The organism is Exiguobacterium sp. TDN 0502 (assembly GCF_050846835.1).
Classification (GTDB): domain Bacteria; phylum Bacillota; class Bacilli; order Exiguobacteriales; family Exiguobacteriaceae; genus Exiguobacterium_A.
This window is the reverse complement of the sequence record NZ_JBOZGJ010000007.1, coordinates 18,678-40,704: the sequence shown is the minus strand read 5'-3', so window position 1 is coordinate 40,704 and position 22,027 is coordinate 18,678. Positions and strand designations below refer to the sequence as shown.

Annotated in this window: 20 protein-coding genes; 10 read left to right on the top strand and 10 right to left on the bottom strand. The window is 48.6% G+C overall.

What is annotated here, in order from left to right; genetic code table 11:
- Positions 1-127 precede the first annotated feature (127 nt).
- Both ACRPK8_RS09020 and ACRPK8_RS09015 read left to right on the top strand, forming a co-directional pair.
- Positions 128-913 carry a DUF4397 domain-containing protein gene (locus tag ACRPK8_RS09020; protein ID WP_432237930.1) on the top strand — a complete coding sequence of 262 codons (786 nt, stop codon included), beginning with the start codon at positions 128-130 and terminating at the stop codon, positions 911-913.
- Positions 914-1,040: 127 nt separating this feature from the next.
- Positions 1,041-1,493, top strand: coding sequence for a class F sortase (locus ACRPK8_RS09015; protein ID WP_432237929.1), 453 nt, complete (start codon positions 1,041-1,043; stop codon positions 1,491-1,493).
- Positions 1,494-1,547: 54 nt separating this feature from the next.
- Here the strand turns inward: ACRPK8_RS09015 and ACRPK8_RS09010 are convergent, their stop codons facing one another.
- The 9 genes from ACRPK8_RS09010 to ACRPK8_RS08970 all read right to left on the bottom strand — a co-directional run bounded on the left by ACRPK8_RS09010 (position 1,548) and on the right by ACRPK8_RS08970 (position 11,666).
- Positions 1,548-2,849, bottom strand: coding sequence for a protoglobin domain-containing protein (locus ACRPK8_RS09010; RefSeq protein WP_432237928.1), 1,302 nt, complete (start codon positions 2,847-2,849; stop codon positions 1,548-1,550).
- A 173-nt stretch (positions 2,850-3,022) separates the two neighbouring features.
- Positions 3,023-3,247, bottom strand: a complete 225-nt coding sequence (locus ACRPK8_RS09005; RefSeq protein WP_294739435.1) for a hypothetical protein — start codon at positions 3,245-3,247, stop codon at positions 3,023-3,025.
- An 86-nt stretch (positions 3,248-3,333) separates the two neighbouring features.
- Entirely contained in the window at positions 3,334-3,540 is a 207-nt protein-coding gene (locus ACRPK8_RS09000) for a heavy-metal-associated domain-containing protein (protein ID WP_432237927.1), read from the bottom strand.
- Positions 3,537-5,666 carry a heavy metal translocating P-type ATPase gene (locus ACRPK8_RS08995; protein WP_432237926.1) on the bottom strand — a complete coding sequence of 710 codons (2,130 nt, stop codon included), beginning with the start codon at positions 5,664-5,666 and terminating at the stop codon, positions 3,537-3,539. Before ACRPK8_RS08995 ends, ACRPK8_RS09000 begins: the two co-directional genes overlap by 4 nt.
- A 12-nt stretch (positions 5,667-5,678) precedes the next feature.
- Entirely contained in the window at positions 5,679-5,975 is a 297-nt protein-coding gene (locus ACRPK8_RS08990) for a metal-sensitive transcriptional regulator (RefSeq protein WP_432237925.1), read from the bottom strand.
- A 502-nt stretch (positions 5,976-6,477) separates the two neighbouring features.
- Positions 6,478-8,013, bottom strand: coding sequence for a DHA2 family efflux MFS transporter permease subunit (locus ACRPK8_RS08985; protein WP_432237924.1), 1,536 nt, complete (start codon positions 8,011-8,013; stop codon positions 6,478-6,480).
- Between the two features lie 259 nt (positions 8,014-8,272).
- Entirely contained in the window at positions 8,273-8,599 is a 327-nt protein-coding gene (gene ytxJ / locus ACRPK8_RS08980) for a bacillithiol system redox-active protein YtxJ (RefSeq protein ID WP_432237923.1), read from the bottom strand.
- Positions 8,600-8,604: 5 nt separating this feature from the next.
- Positions 8,605-10,233 (bottom strand): acetolactate synthase large subunit, encoded by a 1,629-nt coding sequence (locus ACRPK8_RS08975; protein WP_432237922.1) that lies wholly within the window; start codon positions 10,231-10,233, stop codon positions 8,605-8,607.
- Positions 10,230-11,666 (bottom strand): NAD-dependent succinate-semialdehyde dehydrogenase, encoded by a 1,437-nt coding sequence (locus ACRPK8_RS08970; protein WP_432237921.1) that lies wholly within the window; start codon positions 11,664-11,666, stop codon positions 10,230-10,232. Before ACRPK8_RS08970 ends, ACRPK8_RS08975 begins: the two co-directional genes overlap by 4 nt.
- Before the next feature lie 350 nt (positions 11,667-12,016).
- On the opposite strand from ACRPK8_RS08970, the gene ACRPK8_RS08965 reads away from it, so the two are divergent.
- The 4 genes from ACRPK8_RS08965 (at position 12,017) to ACRPK8_RS08950 (ending at position 15,513) form a co-directional block, all read left to right on the top strand.
- Positions 12,017-13,717, top strand: a complete 1,701-nt coding sequence (locus ACRPK8_RS08965; RefSeq protein WP_432237920.1) for a glycoside hydrolase family 13 protein — start codon at positions 12,017-12,019, stop codon at positions 13,715-13,717.
- 471 nt (positions 13,718-14,188) lie between these two features.
- On the top strand, positions 14,189-14,611 hold the full coding sequence (locus ACRPK8_RS08960) for a DUF1934 domain-containing protein (RefSeq protein ID WP_432237919.1): 423 nt from the start codon (positions 14,189-14,191) through the stop codon (positions 14,609-14,611).
- Complete coding sequence (locus ACRPK8_RS08955) at positions 14,601-15,020, top strand: hypothetical protein (protein ID WP_050677289.1); 420 nt, start codon at positions 14,601-14,603, stop codon at positions 15,018-15,020. Before ACRPK8_RS08960 ends, ACRPK8_RS08955 begins: the two co-directional genes overlap by 11 nt.
- A 55-nt stretch (positions 15,021-15,075) precedes the next feature.
- The gene (locus tag ACRPK8_RS08950) at positions 15,076-15,513 is read left to right on the top strand and encodes an NUDIX domain-containing protein (RefSeq protein ID WP_432237918.1); all 438 of its coding nucleotides are present in this window, start codon (positions 15,076-15,078) and stop codon (positions 15,511-15,513) included.
- Positions 15,514-15,560: 47 nt separating this feature from the next.
- Here ACRPK8_RS08950 and ACRPK8_RS08945 read toward each other — a convergent pair whose 3' ends face one another.
- Complete coding sequence (locus tag ACRPK8_RS08945; RefSeq protein WP_432237917.1) at positions 15,561-15,908, bottom strand: DUF2628 domain-containing protein; 348 nt, start codon at positions 15,906-15,908, stop codon at positions 15,561-15,563.
- A gap of 202 nt (positions 15,909-16,110) precedes the next feature.
- On the opposite strand from ACRPK8_RS08945, the gene ACRPK8_RS08940 reads away from it, so the two are divergent.
- The 4 genes from ACRPK8_RS08940 (at position 16,111) to ACRPK8_RS08925 (ending at position 21,980) form a co-directional block, all read left to right on the top strand.
- Positions 16,111-18,246 carry a (Fe-S)-binding protein gene (locus ACRPK8_RS08940; protein ID WP_432237916.1) on the top strand — a complete coding sequence of 712 codons (2,136 nt, stop codon included), beginning with the start codon at positions 16,111-16,113 and terminating at the stop codon, positions 18,244-18,246.
- Positions 18,247-18,400: 154 nt separating this feature from the next.
- The gene (locus ACRPK8_RS08935) at positions 18,401-18,769 is read left to right on the top strand and encodes a MerR family transcriptional regulator (RefSeq protein WP_432238036.1); all 369 of its coding nucleotides are present in this window, start codon (positions 18,401-18,403) and stop codon (positions 18,767-18,769) included.
- A gap of 36 nt (positions 18,770-18,805) precedes the next feature.
- Entirely contained in the window at positions 18,806-20,125 is a 1,320-nt protein-coding gene (locus tag ACRPK8_RS08930; protein ID WP_432237915.1) for a hemolysin family protein, read from the top strand.
- Between the two features lie 175 nt (positions 20,126-20,300).
- Entirely contained in the window at positions 20,301-21,980 is a 1,680-nt protein-coding gene (locus ACRPK8_RS08925) for a LytS/YhcK type 5TM receptor domain-containing protein (protein ID WP_432237914.1), read from the top strand.
- Positions 21,981-22,027: the final 47 nt, after the last annotated feature.

The following is a 22,027-nucleotide window of genomic DNA, read 5'->3' as shown; positions in this document are numbered from 1 at the left end:
CTGAAATCTTTACACATATACGGAAGTATCTTAAGTTTAAGATGTCACCACGCAGGAAATGTTCTGAAATGTAAGAACATTGGTTTGAGAGCGATGTACATTTGACAATCAGAAAGGTGGAAAAAAAATGAAGAAACTCTTATCATTTGTGACCGCTACGTTACTGTTCGCACTATTCGTGCTTCCAGTAGGCGCAGCCGATGACGCAATGGTTCGTGTCATTCATGCTTCACCAGATGCTCCGGCAGTCGATATCGCGGTCGATGGCAAAAAAGCGGTATCAGGAGCAAAATTCAAAGATGTCACAGATTACCTCACACTACCAGCTGGCGAACATAAAGTAGAAGTATTCGCTGCAGGAACAACAAAAGATCCTGTGATCTCTCAAACACTCAACGTGGAAGCTGGTAAATTCTATTCTGTCGCAGCAATCGGTAAGTTAGCCGATATCAAACTTGCAGTCATGGAAGACAACGGCAAAGGCGAAGATGGCAAATCAATGGTCCGAGTCGCACACTTTGCACCGGATGCACCGGCTGTTGATGTCGCACCAAAAGGTGGAGATCCACTCTTCAGCGATCTTGAATTCTCGAAAGTCTCAGACTACGGTACACTCGATGCAGGGACATATGATCTTGAAGTCCGTCCTGCAGGAGCAACCGATGTCGTCAAAGCACTTGATGGTGTCAAGCTCGACAATGGCAAAAACTATACAGCCCTCGCAATCGGTTTACTGGAAGGTGAACCAGCATTTGATGTCCTCTTGATCCCTGATGGTGGTGAGATGGCATCGATGCCAGACACAGGACTCGGTGGTTCGTCTGATACGGCTTCAGCTACACCATGGGCAATCGCAGCAGCAGCCTTGTTAGTAGGAACAGCATATGTCGTCCGTCGTAAACAGAACGCTTAAGAGTAGTCTGCTTCTCTTACTCGTATTAGCCGGATGCCAATCGGGATCACCTCCAAATGCTACAAATACGGAAAAACCAAAACAAACCGAAACAAAGACTTCTTCTTCGTCCACTTCATCCGAAAAGGTGGACGAAGAGGCATTCGTACCAACACGTCTTACGATTCCGACGCTCGATGTGAAAGCGAACATCGAAGTCGTTGGGAAGGACAAGCAAGGACGAATGGATGTTCCGAAACAAACGGATCAAGTCGCGTGGTATAAATACGGGGCAAAAGCCGGTCAAACCGGAAATGTTGTATTAGCAGGACATCTCGACGATGAAGACGGACCTGCTGTCTTTTATGATTTGGCGAAGCTGAAAAAAGGGCAACGAATTGAAGTGACGGGAAAAGCAGGACAACAGGTATCATACGTGGTGACGAACGTCATGTCCTATCCTGTCGATGAAGCACCGGTCGGATCAATCTTCGGTGCGACCGTCATGAACAAACTGACGCTCATCTCATGCATTGGTACGTTTACGAACTCAAAAGGATACGATCAACGTCTTGTCGTCACAGCAGAACAGGATGGTTAAAAACAAAACAGGCAGCTCCTGTTCGGTCATGACCGAATAAGAGATGCCTGTTTTTTAGTGCGTTTCGGAAGCAGCGACGAGATCCGTCGTCAGTGTCGTTAAGCCTTGCGTCGTCTTACTGAGACCTTGGATCGTCTCGACGATTTGTCCGAGGTTTTCTTTATTGCGACCAAATAAGGCAAGGGAGTTCTCCATTTCACCTTTAACCGTTTGAATGCCTTCTTTGACTTGTTGCAATTCTTGCTGAGATGCGGTGTTAGCACGTGTGATATCTTCCATCTGAGAAACGAGTTGTGTGATATTACCATTGTTCTTTTGAATCAGACCATTAATGCTACTACTCAATGACTTCGCATTTTCAGCGAGGTTCCGGACTTCCGTCGCGACGACAGCGAATCCTTTACCATGTTCACCGGCGCGTGCTGCCTCGATTGACGCATTCAACGCGAGTAAGTTCGTCTGATTGGCAATCGCTTCGATGCTTTGGGTCATCTGAACGATCTCATCTGATGTCGTCTTTAATTCATGAATGCTTTCAAGCGAAGTACCGACTTGTTGTGTCGATTGAGCGAATTGTTGCTCCATCTGTTGCATCTGTCGTTCGTTGGCAATCGTCATTTGAACGAGCTGCTGACTCGTCTGTTCTGTCTGAGCGGTTTCCGCTAATACTTGTGAAGCGCGGCGGCTCGTCTCGATGATGGCATGATCCGTATGTTCGACGGAACTTGCGACTTCTTGACTGACACGAACGACGTCTGTCAAAAGTTGACGACGTGACTCGTTCGCTGCTGTTACTTCATTGAGACGAGAATCAACGTACTGGCTCGTCACGATCTGAGCATCTAAGTTCATCGCATGGGTCAATGCGAGTACGGCCGTCGTCAGTTGTGCTGGATCATGCTGATAGTGTTCGACGATTTTTGGAATCAATAACGTCTGAAACGCTGCATACGAAGCGATAAACCATGTGACAGGAACGAAGTTATGTTTATGCGTCTGTCCCATCCGTGTTCGCATCGCAAGGAACGACTCATCCATGTTCCCCGTCAGCAGACTCGTGAAATAGTCAGCGAAGACTTTCTTCAACCGTTCGCGTGTCGACGATTGTTTTGCGATCGTCGCCATCTCTGGATTTAGGAGAAGGTGATCGAGGACTTGTTCAAGGACTTCATCTAAAATGCCTTGAACGACCGGTGCCATCGATTTGAGTGTTTGTAATTGTTCTTCTGTATATCCCATGTACACGAGACGGGATGTTAAATCAGGATCCGCCGTCTTCGTGATGAGACGGGAATCGGGAAAACCGATAGTGGCTTCATAAGCTGAAGCTGTCTTGCTTTTAAAGGGATTACGCACGTAGTTGCCTCCAGTACTCAAGATGTGAATAAAATCATGTCATTTTCTTATCGGTTCAACTTGCCAAAGTGGTATCGATTTTCGAAAAAAAAGACGGAAATATCGAAAAACATTGACCCGAAACAAAAAAACTCATGGCAAATGCCATGAGGAGAATGGAAAAAAGGACAGGATTAGACCGGTTGATCTTCCTGAAATGCTTTTTTGGCGTCCACGATCGAGCGCATTCGTTGAACGCACGTTTGAACGAATTGAATGTCAATGGAGGTAAAACGGGTGACAGGTCCACGAGCTGACTCGGCACTGAATGTGAAGGTTCCGAGATTCCAAAGTTCGATTTTGAATCGTTTTCCTTTGTTGTCGTCGAAGTGTTCTACGAATTCGATTTTCGGTACCATACGAACCCCTCCTTACTCCGTACATTCCCGCTTTTCAAAAAATAAAAAAGCCAAACTGCGCGTTGGAAGCAGTTTGGCTTGAATTTTTAGACGGTTGGTACGTCGTAGCCGATCTCTTCGATCGCATCGACGAGACGCTCACGCGGAACGTCTTCGTGTTTTACCGTCACCTGGTTTTGTTCGAGTGAGACAGTAGCGTGTTGTACACCTTCGACTTCCGATAAAGCCGATTCGACACTCGCTTTACAATGGTTACATGTCATCCCGATGACGGGTAATGTTGTTTCTTTCATGATATTGTTCCTCCTTCAGATAGTGGGGTACGTTTTAATCGTAACGCATTCGTCACGACAGAGACAGAGCTGAATGCCATCGCGGCACCAGCAAGCCATGGCGCAAGCAGACCGAGAAAAGCGACCGGAATGCCAATCGTGTTATAGCCGAGTGCAAAGAACAGGTTCTGACGGATGTTTTTCATTGTCTGTTCACTGAGTTCGATCGCCAGTAAGACTTGTTTCAAATCGTGCCCGAGTAACGTCACGTCTGCTGCTTCAAGGGCGACATCCGTTCCGCTACCGAGTGCGATGCCGACGTCTGCTGTGACGAGGGCAGGGGCGTCATTGATGCCGTCTCCGACCATCGCAACACGTTTCGTCTCTTGCAAGGTTCGGATGACATCCGCCTTCTCGACCGGTAAGACATCTGCAAAGACGAAAGACGGATCAAGTCCGAGTTCCTGTGCCAGATGATCCGCAACTTCTCGGCGATCACCGGTTAAGAGATACACGTCTTTTGTCTGGCGCAACCGCTGGATCGTTTCTTTTGCTGAATCTTTTAGCGCGTCACGAATCGCGTATCCGGCCGTGACGTGTCCGTCCACAGCGACATACACGAATGTCGCCCCGGCGGACGTCCAGTCAGGTATTGCAAAATCGCGTTCCTGCATCATCCGAGCTGAACCGACGACGAGATCATGTCCCATGATCTGCCCTGTGATGCCGCGTCCCGTCTCGACGTGAAAGCGGTCAATATCGAAGACGACATCCCGCTCTGCTGTGATGGCGCGAGCGAGTGGGTGCTCCGAGTGACGTTCGAGTGCAGCAGCGAAATCGAGTGCAGATTCAGCACCGAACGTCTCGATGACGACAGGGCGTCCGACGGTCAGAGTGCCTGTCTTATCAAAGACGACTGCATCCACATGTTGAAGGCTTTCGAGTTGTGCACCGCCTTTAAAGAGAATGCCGCGCTCTGCTCCTTTACCGGTGCCGACCATGATCGAGGTTGGTGTCGCGAGTCCGAGAGCGCACGGACAGGCAATGACAAGGACGGCAATGGCGGGACGGATTGCCTCTGCGAACGACCCGGTGACTGCCCACCAGACGACTAGCGTCAAAAGCGAGATCGCGACGACGACCGGTACGAAAATACCAGAAATCCGGTCAGCCTGCCGCTGGATGGGTGCTTTTTCCGTCTGCGCCTGCTCGACGACACGGATGATTTGCGAAAGGACCGTGGATTCCCCGGTTTTTGTCGCTTCGATTTGCAGGGATCCGTTCGTATTCAGTGTACCGCCGATGACGGAGGCACCTTTTGTTTTGTGAACCGGGATGGATTCCCCGGTCAGCATTGATTCATCGAGATAGGCATCTCCGGACCGGATGACTCCGTCCGTCGGAATCTGATTCCCTGGTTTTACGACTAGAACCATTCCGGTTCGGATGGCATCAATCGGAACGATCCGTTCTTGACCGTCTTCGAGAACGATCGCTTCTTTCGCCTGTAGAGAAAGCAGACTTTTGATAGCACCTGTCGTCTGCTGTTTAGCCCGGTCTTCGAGGACCTTGCCGAGCAGGACGAGCGTAATCAGGATGGCACTCGTCTCGAAGTAAAGACGTGGCATGTCAGAGGCGAACAGCATCTCGGCGACGGAATAGAAATAAGCGGCAGATGTCCCGAGTGCCACCAGAACATCCATGTTCGCACTGCCGCTGCGTAAACTTTTATAGGCTCCGACATAAAACGGAGCACCAATGATGAACTGGACCGGCGTCGCTAAGGCGAACTGGAACCACGGATTCATCAATGCGGGCAGATGGAACGGGCTATTCGGAATGTGTGTCAGCATACTTGCTAGTAAAGGAAGCGAAAGTAGTGCTGCGACAATGAAGCGGTAGAGCATTCGACGATTCGACTTTGCGGCGTGAGGCGCTTGTTTGACAGTGGCATCGTATCCGATTTTCCGAATTTTTTCGATGATCGCTTGATCGTCGTAAGCATCGGAAACGGAAACACGTGCTGTCTCAAGCGGTAAGTTGACCGTTGCTTCAACGCCGTCCATCCGGTTCAGGACTTTTTCGATCCGCGCGGAGCAGGCTGCGCAGGTCATGCCTTCAATATCGAGTTCAATCGTTTTCGACATCGGAATCCCTCCTTATTTCTTCAATCGAGCGATGACGGTCATCAACTCATCAACGTAAGCGTCCGTACTGTCTTGACGCGTCGCGACCTCGTGCATGCACATCTTGACATGGCGTTCGATGATTTGTAGTTCAACTTGCCGCAATGCAGCTTGGATGGATGCGGTTTGCGTCAGGATATCGATACAGTAGCGGTCTTCGGAGACCATGTTGGCAATCCCGCGGACTTGTCCTTCGATGCGCTTTAATCGCTTCAGTAAAGCGTCTTGTTCTTCATTTGTTCGTGGAACGACAGGATGATCATGTGTCATAGTCGTACCTCCTTTGATGATCTTGTTGCTATTTTTACTTTAACATATAGGTATAGGGGGTACCAGTATATAGCTCAAATAATAAAAAAGCAGTCGCGAGAGGCGACTGCTTGAGACTGAAGACACAGTGCAATTGTTCCCTAACGAGAAGAATTGCGCTTTTTTGTTCGTCTCGCATCGTTTTCCTAGGACAAGCATCGCGCCGCTTCGCTTCGCTGCAGGGTCGCTCTTGCTTGTTTTTCCTTAGGAAGCGATGTCGAGTGAACAAAACGCTTCTCCGATTCTTCTTCTTGGTATAAGAAAGTAGAAAAGAAGAAGGAGGACTTCTTGTGATAGGTGAGAGAGAGCATCATCAATCAGAGGATGTTCCCTTTATCTCGTAAAAAAGAATGACGCGTCACACGCAACTCCTACAGGAAAGGGCGTGAAAAGACGCGTCATTCTTTATTGAGTCAGTCCATTTGTCTACAATCTGAAGCAGTCGTGAGAGGCGACTGCTTTTTTATTGATTGGAAACTTGCGGTTTGACGATTGTTTCGTTCAATGAACGGCGATCACTGATGATATCTTCCGCCTGTGTCGAGCGCTTAATGAAGAAAGCAAGAACGAACGCTAAACCAGCAATGAACGTCGAGATGAAGAACGCATAGTTGATCCCGTCAAGCGTTGCCTGCATCGTGATTTGTTGTTTCAGAGCAGCAGCCGCTTCAGCTGTCGGTTGACTCGTCATGTTCTTCGCCGCTTCAGCTGCGAGTTCTGTTCCGCGTGTCTTTGCATGCGTCGACATGATCGTCACGAGCAAGGCTGTTCCGATCGCACCGGATACTTGTTGCAGCGTATTGTTCATCGCTGTACCGTGTGGGTAGTAGCGTGTTGGTAACTGGTTCAAACCGTTCGTCGAGACAGGCATCATGACCATTGACATTCCGAACATCCGCAATGAATACAGAACGATCAGATGCGTATACGTCGTATCCATCTCGAGCTGACTGAAGTAATAACTGGTGACGACTGTGATGAACAAACCAGTCAATGCAAGAGGACGTCCACCGATCTTATCGAACAATTTACCGTTGATCGGTGACATGACCGCCATCAAGATGGCACCCGGTAATAACATGAGACCCGCATCGAGTGGTGAGATACCGCGAATCGTCTGGACATAGATCGGGAGTAATAACATCCCGGAGAACATCGCCATCGTCACGACCATCGAGATGGCAGAAGACAAGGCGAACATCGGATAACGGTAGATCTTGAAATTGAGCATCGGACGTTCCATGTGAAGCTGACGATAAATGAATGTCACGAGTGCGATGACCCCGACAATTAGAGCTCCATAGACGTGGAAGCTGTCCCAGCCCTTTGAGCCGGCAGAACTGAATCCGTACAGCAGTCCACCAAAACCAAGGGAAGAGAGTGCAACGGACGTCAAATCGATTTTAGCTGCTGACCGTTCCTTGACGTCGCGTAGTAAGAAGAAACCGGCGACGAGAACGATCAAAGCGATTGGTGTGATGAAGTGGAACAACATCCGCCAATCATAGTGCTCGATGATCCAACCGGATAACGTCGGTCCGATCGCTGGTGCCCCCATCATGATCAAACCGAAGAAGCCCATCGCCGTTCCGCGTTTTTCAATCGGGAAACTGACGAGCATGACGTTCATTAGTAACGGCATCATAATGGCAGAACCGGACGCTTGAATCATCCGTCCTGCGAGTAGCACAGGGAAGACATCCGCGAATCCGGCAAGAATCGTTCCGGTCGAGAAGAGGGTCATCGCGAGTAAAAACAAGCGACGGACGGAATATTTTTGAATCAAGAAAGCCGATGTCGGAATCAAGACACCGTTGACGAGCATGAAACCAGTCGAAAGCCATTGTGCAGTCGCTGGTTCAATCGCTAAATCCTTCATGATCGAAGGAAGGGCGATGTTAAGCAAAGTGTTATTTAAGAAAGCAATGAAGGCTCCGATCATTAAAACGGCAAGAATGCCATAGGGTGGTCGGGCAGTATGGGTCGTACTTTGTTGCATAAGTATCCTCCTAACTAAACTAACGGTACAGATTTCTATACGGTCGTTCTATCTGTAGTTTATCTTAATCCGATTTAGTTCGAATTACAAATAATAATAGCTAAGAAAGATAATTTTATTTTTTGTGTAATGTTGAAAGCGTTTTTCTAAATCAAAAAGATTCGAGATGAACATAAAAAGCGCAATCCTCCTCGTTAGAGAAAAATTGCGCTTCGTCTTCAGTCTGAAACAGCTTGGAGACTATTTTTTCATCCGGCGTTTACTCGACGTTTGTTTCGAGTGCATCTTTCGTGATGTCGTAATGAGAGGCTGTCCAGACCGATTTACCGTCTTGAATGAACAAGACTTGTGGTGATTCATGGCGTACATTGTAGTGCTCGGCGATGTGGTTCGATAACGTCCGTGCTTCCTGAACGAAGAGATACGCCGTCGGAACTGAAGTTTCATCTGCGAATTTCGTGTACTCCGAAAATCCAGCAGCACTGATCGGGCACGTCGTACTGTGCTTGCAGATGACGAATGTCGAATGCTCAGAAGCAAACTGGTCAAAGTCTGAAATTGATTGTAGCTTACGTGGTTGTGTCATGTATATCACCCTCCATACGTCCGGAGACGTTCACTTAATTTTAGATTTTCCCGGTAATCGACCGGACAGTCAATCAATACGGGTCCATCACTAGCAAATGCCTGGTCGAGACAATGAGCAAGCGAACCATGTTCTCCAACGCGAAGCCCAAGCGCACCAAAAGCATGAGCCAGTTGAACGAGATCCGGATTATCAAACGTGATGTACGATGATTTTCCGTACGCTTGTTGCTGTTTCCATTCGATGAGACCGTACGTCCCGTCTCGCCAAATCAATATAACGAGTGGCAGCTTCAAGCGGACGGCGGTTTCGAGGTCCTGTCCATTCATGAGAAAGGCACCGTCTCCGGCAGCACACACGACGCGTCGATCGGGATACAGTAATTTGGCTGCGAGCGCACTTGATAATCCATAACCCATGGAGGCGAAGCCGTTCGAAATGAACAATTGATCCGGATGTGTCGTTTGATAATGGCGAGCGAGCCAGACTTTGTGTGCCCCGACATCCGAGAAGACCATCCCGGCTTCACCGACCGTGCGTTCGAGCTCACGAACGATGCTTTGAGGATGCAAAGGGAGTGCGAGGGAATAGGTCTCTTGAATCTCTTGGCGCAACTTATCGCGATTCCGTTGCCAGCCGTTCCAGGAACGCTTTGGAAGCAGTGGTGTCAAAGCGGTCAATAGATCTGAAAGATTCCCGACTAGATTCGCGACGACTGGATAGTAGGCATCGATTTCGTGGGGGTTCGTATCCAGATGGACGACCGGCGTCTTTTTCGGATTCCACTTTTGCGGGGGCAATTCCGTGATGTCATAACCGATCGTAATGATCAGATCACTCGCATCAAGAATCCGCTGATTGTAATCGACATCCGGTAAACCAATCGTGTGCGCGGCAAGCGGATGCTGCGAGGTAATGGAGCCTTTTCCCATCATCGTCTCGACGACGGGGGCACCTAGTTGCTCAACGAACGCTCGAAATGCCTCGAGTGCGTGTTGACGATGAATCCCGAAACCGGCGATGATGACGGGACGTTGTGATCGTTCAATCAATCGTAAAACGTCTGGGTCATCAATCGTCAATGGATGAAGATACGTCGGAACACTATCGTTTTTGACAGGATTCGCAGCTTCTTTCTGTTCTTGTTTAGCGATGTCTTCCGGGAAAGAAATATGCGTGGCTCCCGGCTTTTCACTCTGTGCCGTCGCAAATGCACGGCGTACGATTTCCGGGATCACTTCTGCCGTCAAAACGGATGTACTGGACTTCGTGACGGGACGATACAAATCAACGAGATCAAACATTTGATGCGATGCTTTATGCTGCCGCGATAGCGCCCCTTGCCCAGTGATTGCGACGACAGGGGAATGATCCATCGTTGCACTTGCAATCCCGGTCATCATGTTGGTCGCACCGGGACCGAGTGTCGACAAGCAGACCCCCGGTCGTCCGCTCAGACGACCGAACATCGCTGCCATGAAAGCGGCGTTCGTTTCGTGACGTGTCGTAATGAATGTGATGGACGAACGGCTGAGTGATTCGAGCAAGGTGATGTTCTCCTCACCGGGAACGCCGAAGATGTGCGTGACGCCCTCTGCTTCTAAACATTGGACGAACCAATCCGCCGCGTTCACGCTAGTCCACCGATGGAGATGTATTTCGTCTCAAGATACGCTTCGAGTCCTTCACTACCGCCTTCGCGTCCAAGACCGGATTGTTTCATTCCGCCAAACGGAGCTTGCGCAGCGGAAGGAACCCCGTCATTCCAGCCGACGATTCCGTAATCAAGTCCTTCGATCGCTCGAATGGCACGGGCATAATCCTTCGTAAAGACGTATGAAGCAAGACCGAATGGTGTCTGGTTGGCATAACGAACCGCTTCCTCGTCAGAACTGACACGCTGGACGGGAGCGACAGGTCCGAACGTCTCCTCATTCATGATCAGCATGCCGGGTTTGACGTCGGCGAGAACGGTTGCTTCATAATAGTAGACATCGTTCTCTTCATCCGTCGTTCCTGTTCCGCCCGTGACGACTCGAGCACCGGCTGAAGTAGCGTCATCGACATGTTTTTTGACTTTATCGTAACCGGCTTTATTGATCATCGGTCCGATCTTCGTCTCGGCATCCAGACCGTTTCCGGTTTTTAACTTCGCCGTTTCTTTCCCGAGTTTTTCAACGAACGCGTCATAAATCGAATCCGATACGTAAATTCGATTTCCACAGACACAGGTCTGTCCGCCGTTGCGGAACTTCGATTTGATCGTTTCCGCGACGGCTAAATCGAGATCACAATCATCAAAGACGAGAATCGGTGCATGTCCACCGAGTTCAAGCGACATCGCTTTGATCGTCTCTGCTCCCTGAGCCATCAGCGTCCGTCCGACTTCGGTAGAGCCGGTGAAGGTGATTTTATCGACATGTGGATGTGTCGCGAGTGATTCACCGAGTGCTTTCCCGCTACCTGTAACGGCATTGACGACGCCTTCTGGAATCCCGACTTCCTGACAGAGTTCAAGAAGACGAAGAGCGGTAAGCGGAGTCGCTGTTGGTGGTTTAATGACGAACGTACATCCGGCGACGAGTGCCGGAGCAAGCTTTCGGGTAATCATGGCTGCCGGGAAGTTCCATGGTGTGATCGCGGCGACGACACCAACCGGTTGTTTGATGACTTGAAGACGTTTGGAAGCATCGTGTGTCGGTATGACACGTCCATACGCCCGCTTTCCTTCCTCTGCGAACCATTTGACGAAGTTTGCCGCATACTGGACTTCTCCTTCTGACTCAGCGAGCGGTTTTCCCATCTCAAGTGTCATCAGGCGAGCCAGTTCATCTTTTTTCTCGATCATCTTGGCATAGAGTTTTTCCAAGAGTTCAGCACGTTCGTATACTGTCTGCTTCGACCATTCTGGAAAAGCCTTCCGTGCTGCTTCGACGGCATCGTTGACGTCTGATTTTGTTCCGTTCGGTACGCTACCGACGACCTCCCCGGTTGCTGGATTCGTGACATCTGTCCGTTCCCGTCCGTGATCTAGCCATTGTCCACCAATAAAGAATTGTCCCTTCATCTTGAAAATCCCCCTTTTTTTACGTGCATTGGTTAGGGTATACCCGAACGAATAAAAAAAGATTCACTTTGGAAAGGAAAGGTTATGCAAAAAGGTAGAAATCGACCGATAAACAGTGTAGGATAATTCAGTAAATGTAATGTAAATCTGACTGAAATATTCGATGTGACCGAAGAGTGACACCCGTTGATGTGAAATGGTGGAATCACCCCCGAGACATTGACTTTGGAAGTGGATTTGATAAGATAAAAGTAGAGGATTTGCGCAATCGGTTGCGCTATGCAAAATGAATACCTGACACATATACCTAACCCTTACTAACGACTCACCTACGAGAGGATTTCTGACACATGACACAAATGATACCGCGCCCTGAAACGGCCCAACAAACAATTACACGAGCTTGGTGGAAAGAAGCAGTTGCTTACCAAATCTATCCACGCAGCTTTTATGATGCAAACAACGATGGAATCGGCGATATTCCGGGTATCATCGCAAAACTCGATTACTTGAAGGATCTTGGCGTCGACGTTCTTTGGATTTGTCCGATGTTCAAGTCACCGAACGACGATAACGGCTATGATATTAGTGATTATGAAGACATCATGGATGAGTTCGGTACGATGGCGGACTTCGATCTTTTAATGGAAGAAGCGCATAAACGAGACATCAAGGTCTTGCTCGATCTCGTCGTCAACCATACATCGGATGAACACCCATGGTTCCTTGAATCACGTTCGTCAAAAGACAATGAAAAACGCGATTGGTACATCTGGAAAGATGCGATCAACGGCGGCGAACCGAACAACTGGGAAAGTATCTTCGGTGGATCAGCATGGGAATACGACGAAAAGACAGAGCAGTACTTCCTGCACGTCTTCTCACGCCGTCAACCGGACTTGAACTGGCAAAACCGCGACATGCGTCAAGCCGTCTATACGATGATCAACTGGTGGCTCGATAAAGGAATCGACGGTTTCCGAATCGATGCGATCAGTCACATCAACAAGGATCAATCATTCGCTGATCTCCCGAACCCGCTCGGTATGCCGTATGTACCGTCATTCGACATGCACATGAACGTCGAAGGGATCCATGCGTATCTTGAAGAGCTGAAAGATGAGACATTCTCGAAATACGACATCATGACTGTCGGAGAAGCGAACGGCGTCACGCCGGAAGAAGCAGACCTCTGGGTCGGAGAAGAGAACGGCAAGATGAACATGGTCTTCCAGTTCGAGCATATGGATCTCTGGCGCGCGGATGCGGAAAAAGGCGTCGACGTCGTCAAACTGAAACAAGTACTGACAAAGTGGCAAAAAGGGCTTGAAGCAACAGGTTGGAATGCCTTGTATCTCGAAAACCACGATAAGGTTCGCTCCGTTTCCCTTTGGGGTGACGAGGAACAATACTGGAAAGAGAGCGCGAAGTCGCTTGCGATGATGTATTTCTTCATGCAAGGCACACCGTTCATCTATCAAGGGCAAGAGATCGGGATGACGAACGTTCAATTCCCGGACATCTCGGATTATGATGATGTTGCGACGAAGAACATGTACGAGATGCAACTCGCTTCCGGGAAAACACATGAAGAGATCATGGAAGTCATATGGAACTCGTCGCGTGATAACTCACGCACACCAATGCAGTGGACGAACGAGCAAAACGGTGGCTTTTCGGATCAATCGCCATGGTTCGGTGTCAACCCGAACTACGCGGACATCAATGTCGCGTCGCAGGAACAAGACGAAGACTCGATTTTGAACTTCTATAAACGAATGATTCAAATCCGTAAAATGGAAGAGACATTGATTTACGGTGCGTACGATCTCATTTTACCGGAAGATACGAAAGTCTACGTCTATACACGGACGCTTGGGGACGAGCAGTTCTTGATTGTTACGAACTTAAAAGGCGAAACAGCGGAAATCGATACGGATATCATCCTGCATTCGGACAATATGTTGCTCGGCAACTATCCGACGATGCATCATGAAGGAACAGAACTTGTCCTTCGCCCGTTTGAAGCACGTCTGTACCGTGTACGCTAATAGGATTGGAACGGATTCGAAGTACATCGAATCCGTTTGAGACTGAAGATAAGTGCAATTGTTCTCTAACGAGAAGGATTGCGCTTTTTTTGTTCGTCTCGCATCGTTTTCCTGGGACAAGCATCGCGCCGCTTCGCTTCGCTGCAGGGTCGCTCTTGCTTGTTTTTCCCTAGGAAGCGATGTCGAGTGAACAAAACGCTTTTCTGATTCTCCTTCCGGGTATAAAGAAGAATGACACGTTACACGCCACTCCTACAGGAAAAAGCGCAATTTTGCGCTGTCAGAGACAAACAAGACCCGTTTTCCTGCTCGAATAGAGCGGGAAAACGGGCTTGTGTCTCGCCTGAGGAAAGGGCGTGAAAAGGTGCGTCATTTTTTGAGTCAGTCCATTTGTCTACATTTTTTCTTGCATGTAAGCAGAAGGTGCATCAGACGAAAAAATCGTGTACGCTAAACGATGAGGTGATAAAAGTGAAACCAGTACAGTACCCGGTGTCCTTACGACAGGTGACGACGATCGAAGACGGTCCGATGCGTGAATCGGTCGAACTCGAGGCGGACGGCACATTGTTCGAAACAAAAGACGGTTTTGCCGTGAAGTTCGTTCAACCGGATGAACAACCGATCGATACGACGATCAAATGGTCGAAAGACCAGATCGCCTTGAATCGTAAAGGTCCTGTTGCGATGCATCATGTCTTCATTTTAGGAGAGACGACCAAAAGCCAGTATGGCAGTCAATTTGGTCAGATGTTGATGGAAACGGACACGGAGACGATTGAGATGAAATCGCAACAGATGCAATTTCGCTATACATTGAAGATGAATGGGCAAGCAGTTGGTACGTATACGATTGATTTAACTTGGGAACGGAGTGAGACGAATGGCATTTGAACAAACAGTACGTCAAATGGAACAGATGTTGGAAGAGGAATGGTTCGAGTGGCTCGAGAACGATGAGCCGCGCTACAACGAATGGCGCGATCAACTCGAAGGACTCGCAGAGCAGGTCATCACGGAATACAATCCGAAGGTCGACCCGGAGTCCATCGATACGTTACTTTTAATCAACGAAGAATTACCGGTCTTATACGGTGAAGATACCGTCATGCTGTATACAGCGCTCTTGAAAGCACGTCAGGAAGATGATCAAGTATACGAGCGTTACTTGACGATCCTTGGTGCGTTCGCGGACGAACAGCATCCGGCAATCCGTGAAGTCGAAAAATTAGTCGCGAAAAAGGACTATAAAAATGCCTTCGCACGTGCAGTTCGTCTGCCACAGTCGCTCGGTCTAGAATAAACAATCAGGGGACCATCTTGTTTTAGGCAAGATGGTCTTTTCAGGAGGAAACGTCATGTATCCACTCTATCGAATCATCGTCGCGATCATCCGTCGGGGCAATCAACTGCTCGTCGTCAACAATCAATCGGGTCAGGAGAAACGGTGGAGCTTACCCGGTGGACAAATTGAAGCCGGGGAGACACTCGAGCAAGCACTTCGTCGCGAAGTGGAAGAAGAAACCGGCTTGACCGTCACTTCGTCGTCGTTCGCCTTCTTGACGGAAAACTTCATGCCGACCTATCAAGCGCACAGTCTCGTGACATATTTTGATTGTGAGGTGAGCGGAGTACTTAAGCCGGATGATCCTGATGAAGAAATCATTGAGACGAGGTGGATTGACCAAACGGAACTAGCGGAGTACATCACCAGTGAAGACGTTCGTCTCCCGTTGGCGGCATACTTAGAAGAACAACATAAGGCGTATTACATGTTTGAAGAGATGAAGTGGTAAGTAAAAGAACGGATGCGCTCCTTGATAGGGGGCATCCGTTCTTTTACTTAGAATGCTGCTTCTTGACGAGCAGATGTTTCTGATAATAGACGTGCATGGATTCCGCGTTGTTTCAATGCTTGTTGGAACGACGTATCAATTGGACGATAGCCTTTTTCAATCAACTCGTTGATATAGATTTTGTTATAGATGAATGAAAAGACGAGACTGACGAGTCCTGTACCAAAGCCGACTGTCGCTGTACCGACGACGATTGCGAGAACGAGTTGAATCAATCCCCATTTAACATCGCCCCGGAAAAAAGCCGGGAAAAATCCAAAAAAGAATGTTGTCCAAGAAAAGCCTACTTTGACTTCTTTGACTAAACCGCTCGGGTGTTGAAGAATGCCTTGCATGATGAAAACCTCCTGATATGTATATAAATAAAATGACCATATATACGATAACTTACTTTTTATGGATGTGTTTGCTTTTTTGACAGATTAAGTCAATAAGTAAGTATAATTTTTTTTGGAAATTAATGAATGAATAGTCATTCATTATATGCTATACTCATTTCAACACAACTGCTTTAGGGGGAAAGGGGTTTGTTCGAACATGAATACGTTTTTACTCATTAACTGGATTGCCTTCCTACTCGTCATCGGTTATGCAGGCTATCTGTTTGCGTCACTCGTCAAAAGTCGTTATGCCGCCATTAAACGGGGGAAAAAAGCGGAATGGACGCTGACGAACAAAGAACGACTGGACGCAGTTCTAGTCAACGTCTTCGGACAAAAGAAACTATTAAAGGATAAGAAAAGTGGCGCCATTCACGTCATGATGTTCTATGGATTCTTACTCGTTCAATTCGGAGCGATTGATTTTATTTGGAAAGGACTCGCCGTCGGTCAACGTTTTCCGCATGTCCCGCTCGGTCCGCTCTATCCGTTTTTTACGTTCTTCCAAGAAATCGTCATGCTCGTCATCTTGATTGCCGTCGTTTGGGGATTTTATCGCCGGTATGTCGAGAAACTCGTCCGCCTGAAGCGGAATTTCTTGGCAGGTCTTGCCTTGATTTTCATTGGGGGTTTAATGGTCGCTGTCCTCTTCGGAAACGGCTTCTTCCTTGTCTATGAGAATCATTCGACGCTCGGAGAACCAGTCGCTTCAAGCATCGCCTTCTTGTTCAGCTGGGTACCGGAATCTGTCGCTTTCGGATTATTCGTCTTCTTCTGGTGGGCACACTTGCTGTTCTTACTTAGCTTCATGGTTTACATCCCGCAAGGTAAACATGCGCACCTGATCGCCGGTACAGCAAACGTTTGGCTCGGTCGAACGTCAAAAGTCGGTCGTTTGGCACCGATTGATCTATCGGTCATGGAAGAAGCAGAAGACGACGAAGCGGAATTCAGCTTCGGCGTTAACCGAATCGAAGATTTCAATCAGAAACAACTCGTTGATTTGTATGCTTGCGTCGAGTGTGGCCGCTGTACGAACATGTGCCCAGCGAGCGGCACAGGGAAGATGCTGTCGCCGATGGATTTGATCGTTAAATTGCGGGACCATCTCAACATGAAAACGGCAGCGATCACCCAACGTTCACCATGGGCACCTGCCTTTGCGTTCGAAGGATCGCAAGGGAATCAAATCGCTTCACTCGCAGCAGCCGGACAGATGGATATCGTCCCGGACTCATTGATTGGGAACGTCATCACGGAAGAAGAAATCTGGGCGTGTACGACATGTCGGAACTGTGAAGATCAGTGCCCGGTCATGAACGAACACGTCGATAAAATCATCGATCTTCGTCGCCATCTCGTCATGATGGAAGGAAAGATGGATCCGGAGATGCAACGGACGATGGCAAACATCGAACGTCAAGGTAATCCGTGGGGGATGAACCGAAAAGAACGTGAAAACTGGCGGAAAAACCGTGATGAACTCGTCGTTCCAACGGCGAAGGAAAAGAAGAAAGCGGGAGAAGACTTCGAGTACTTGTTCTGGGTCGGTGCGATGGGGTCGTACGATAACCGGAGTCAAAAAATCGCGATGGCGTTTGCCCGTATTCTGAATGAGGCAGATATCTCGTTTGCGATTCTCGGAAACGATGAGAAGAACTCAGGAGATACTCCGCGCCGGATCGGGAATGAAGTCTTGTTCCAGGAACTCGCGGAAGCGAACATCAAATCGTTTGAGAAATATGGTGTTAAAAAAATCGTCACGATTGATCCGCATGCTTACAATACGTTTAAAAATGAATACCCCGACTTCGGGCTCAGTCCGGACGTCGAAGTGTATCATCATACCGAATTGCTCGCACGTTTGATTGACGAGAAACGCATCACACCGTTACACGAAGTCAAGGAGCGTGTCGTCTATCACGATTCGTGTTACCTCGGTCGTTACAATGATATTTACGACGCACCCCGTTATATTCTCGAGAAGATTCCGGGCATCACGCTCGTCGAGACGGAACGTAACCGGGAAAAAGGCATGTGTTGCGGTGCTGGTGGTGGCATGATGTGGCAAGAAGAAAAAGTCGGCGCACGTGTCAACGTCGCACGTACGGAACAATTGTTGACCGTCCAACCATCCGTCATCGGATCAGCATGTCCATACTGTCTGACGATGCTCAGTGACGGAACGAAGGCAAAGGAAGTCGATGAGGCAGTCGCCACATACGACGTCGTCGAACTGTTAGAACGCTCCATCGTTGGTGTACCGGTCGAAGAGCCAATTGCAACCGTGTAAGGATTATTAGAAAAAGTGATCATTTCTGCTCAAGTAGAGATGATCATTTTTTCATGAAGAAGCATGACGTTTTACTGTACGGTTTTTGCGTGATAAAATAAAAGAACCATAAAAAGAGAGGAGGTGAGAATCTTTTGGGAAGGCGTTACTTCGAATCGGTCAGGTCGCGGAGACCACCGGCTTATCAAAACGAACGATCGATTATTACACATCACTCGGTCTCCTAACACCGGAACGCACGGCTTCCGGCTACCGTCTGTATGACGAATCGGTCATTCATCAAATCGAAAAGATTGAATATTTGAAGTCTCAACGGCTTTCCCTGCAAGAGATTCTTGCTTCTTTTACGGAACGGGAAGAAAAAACAGGGGAGACGATTTATCAGGAAGTGCAACAATTGCAGACGACGGTGGAAGGACTTGAGCAACGTTTGTTGCAGTCGACGGAAGTCGAAAAACAAGCGATTCGCTTAGAACTGTCACGGCGTCTGACATTGATTGCCTCTTTGATTGCACAGCTTTAATACCAAACAATGGAGGTGACCCCTGTTTAGGGGATTTTGGATACTATATTATTCATCAATTTATTTTTAGTGGTGTTGTTGATCGTGTTGACGGCGTTCTTCGTCGGATCGGAATTCGCTGTCGTCAAAGTACGGATGTCGCGTTTGGATCAAATGATCCAGGAAGGCAACAAAAGTGCGGTCCTTGCGAAAAAAATTGCCGGGGATCTCGATTACTACTTGTCTGCCTGTCAGCTCGGAATTACCGTTACGGCACTTGGTCTTGGGGCGCTCGGGGAACCGACGGTCGAAAAGATCCTGCACCCGGTCTTTGACGACTTCGGGATTTCAGCAGCCGTGTCGACGTTGTTATCGTTTGGTATTGCCTTTGTCTCAGTTACCTTCTTACACGTCGTCATCGGTGAACTCGCTCCGAAGACGCTTGCGATTCAGTATGCAGAACGCATGACGTTGTTATTTGCCCGTCCGCTGTATGTGTTCGGGAAGATCATGTATCCGTTCATTTGGTTGCTCAATGGTTCAGCACGCTTGTTCCTTGGTCTGTTCGGTGTTAAACCGGCAGGGCATGAACAAGCCCACTCCGAAGATGAATTGAAGATCATCATGGCGCAAAGTTTCCAAAGTGGTGAAATCAACCAAACAGAACTTGCCCTCATGCAGAATGTTTTTGCGTTTGACGAGCATATCGTCAAAGATCTGATGGTACCGCGAATGCGGATGGAGACGATCTCGGAACGTCTGACGAAAGCAGAATTGATGGACATCTTCATGGATAATCCGTATACGCGTTATCCTGTCACGGAAGAAAATGATAAAGACCGGATTCTCGGATACGTCAACGTCAAGGAAGTATTAACGGATTACGCAAACGGAAATGAGCATCCGGTCACGCACTATCTGAAGGAATTGCCGGTCGTCTCGGAAGTCACTTCGTTACAGGATACGTTGCGCAAGATGAAGCGGACCCGGACGCATCTCGTACTTGTCGTTGATGAATACGGTGGAACGGCAGGTCTTGTCTCGATGGAGGACTTACTTGAAGAGATCGTCGGTGAAATCCGCGATGAATTCGATGCTGATGAGATCGAAGAGATTGAACAGATCAAGCCGGATGAGTTCTTACTCGACGGGACAGTTTTACTCGTTGATCTCGAAGAGCGATTCAACATTCAGTTTACGAATGTTGAAGACGTAGATACGATTGGCGGCTGGATTCAGATGCATAACATCGATCTTCAACCGGGTGAGCATATCGATACACCAGACTTTTCGGTCGAAGTGATGGAAATGGAAAATTATCAAATCAATCGTGTGAAGATTTGGTTGCATCCAGCTAAATCAGAAGCAGAAGGATAAGCAGACCGGTTCCTCATCGAGGAGCCGGTTTTTTATATGGTGCATCTAAAAATTAAGAATTGGTCAATATGAGGAACTTTCGGGAACGGTGATAGGAAAATGCCGGATCGAGCGGGAATGTAATCTACAACAACTTCATTGTCCATCGGCGTCCTATGAAACAAGGGGGTATTCCGTGCTTGATCAGATTCCATTTTTACTGAGTCGTCTAGGTATGCTGGCACTACTTGCCTTTTTATTATCGCAGTGGCGCATTTCACGATACATATTCAAAACGGCAGATCGGAAGATGAACCTGCCGTTACTGCTCGCCTTCGTGGCATCTGGTATTTTGATGAACTATGCGGGCGTCGTCCTGTCGAATGACACGACGATTGATCCGTTGCTTGGCTTATCGGTCGAACCGGATGCGTTAGTACTCGATACCCGGCTCGCAGTCATCGTCACAAGCGGGCTGATCGGCGGACCGCTCGTTGGGGGCATCACCGGATGCTTAGTCGGCTTACATCGCTACTTACTCGGTTCGCTAGGAGCAGAAGCGGGTTGGTTCATCGCCGTGCTTGCAGGACTAGTCAGCGGCTGGTACCGGAAACGCTGGCGTCTTCAGGATGGTTATGCCTTGTTACCGCCGGTCGGTATCGTATTGACGGCACTTTTGCTCGAAAGTGGGTTGACGCTACTGTTAGCACCGGATACGACAGCGGCACTGGACTTGATGAGCCGTGCCGTATTTCCGCTTCTATTCGCGAATACGTGTGGTGTTTTATTGTTCATCATGATCCTCCGGACACAACTCCGGCTCGAAGGTGATCTCTTCGTCCGACAGACCGAACGGTCGGACCGCCTGCTGCAAGCGTTACAACCCTTACGGAAACAGGGACTGACTTCGGAAGTGGCCCGCGAGATTGGTGCGACATTGCTGAAAGAAACGAAGATGCAACGCGTCGTGTTGCTTGGGGCAACGGAAGTCGTCATCGACATGACAGAACAGCAACCTGCCGTCTGTGGCGAGCAACCTAGACATGAGGAAAAACAATGGATCGAGGCGGAAGAACCCGTTCGACAGGAAGATGAGCTGACGGGACAGATTCTAAGTTTTCATCCGATGCGGATCAACGGTCAAAAGGCCGGTGTCATCTGTTACTTCTCGAAAGATCTATTTGACGATACCGTCGAGCGAATGACGGAACAACTTGTCCGGTTATTAGCACGAGAGCTGCACATCCATCGGGAAGAACAACTGCTCCGTCTAAACGGACGAAAGATGAAACCGATGCTACACGTTTCCTACCTCAAGGGGATCATCGAGGAAATCCAGCGAACGGCAGATCCCGGAACACCAGTCAAACATCAATTGAATGCGCTCGTGCAACTCTTGACGGCGGCAACCCGTCATGAGGAACATCCGTTACGGGAGGAACTGGCGACGTTAAAAGCTTATCTGTCGCTCGAAGGAACACGTCGCCGTCCGAGTCAATTGACGTCAGCGGATATCACGGTCGATCTCGATATCGAGACGGCCGTTGAGGAATATTTTGTTTTCCCGTTCCTCGTGACGCAGCTCGTCGATAATGCGCTACGTCACGCGTTCGTAAAGGCAGGGCGGCATCACCGGATTGATGTCCGGGCATTCAAGACGACGACGGATTGGGTCATCGAAGTCGCGGATAATGGGCAAGGAATGCCATTTGCCGTGATGCAACAACTAGATCAAAAAGAATCAGGCGATTCGAATCTGTTCTTGATTCGCCGCGCACTAGAGGTGACATATGGTCCAGATGCGACATTACACGTCTATTCCATCATCAATCAAGGAACACGAATTGAAGTCCGATTACCTGTTCCATCCCTGTAACGACAGTAGCGCTTTGCTGCTGTTGTTTTTTTGTGTTGCTTCAAGGG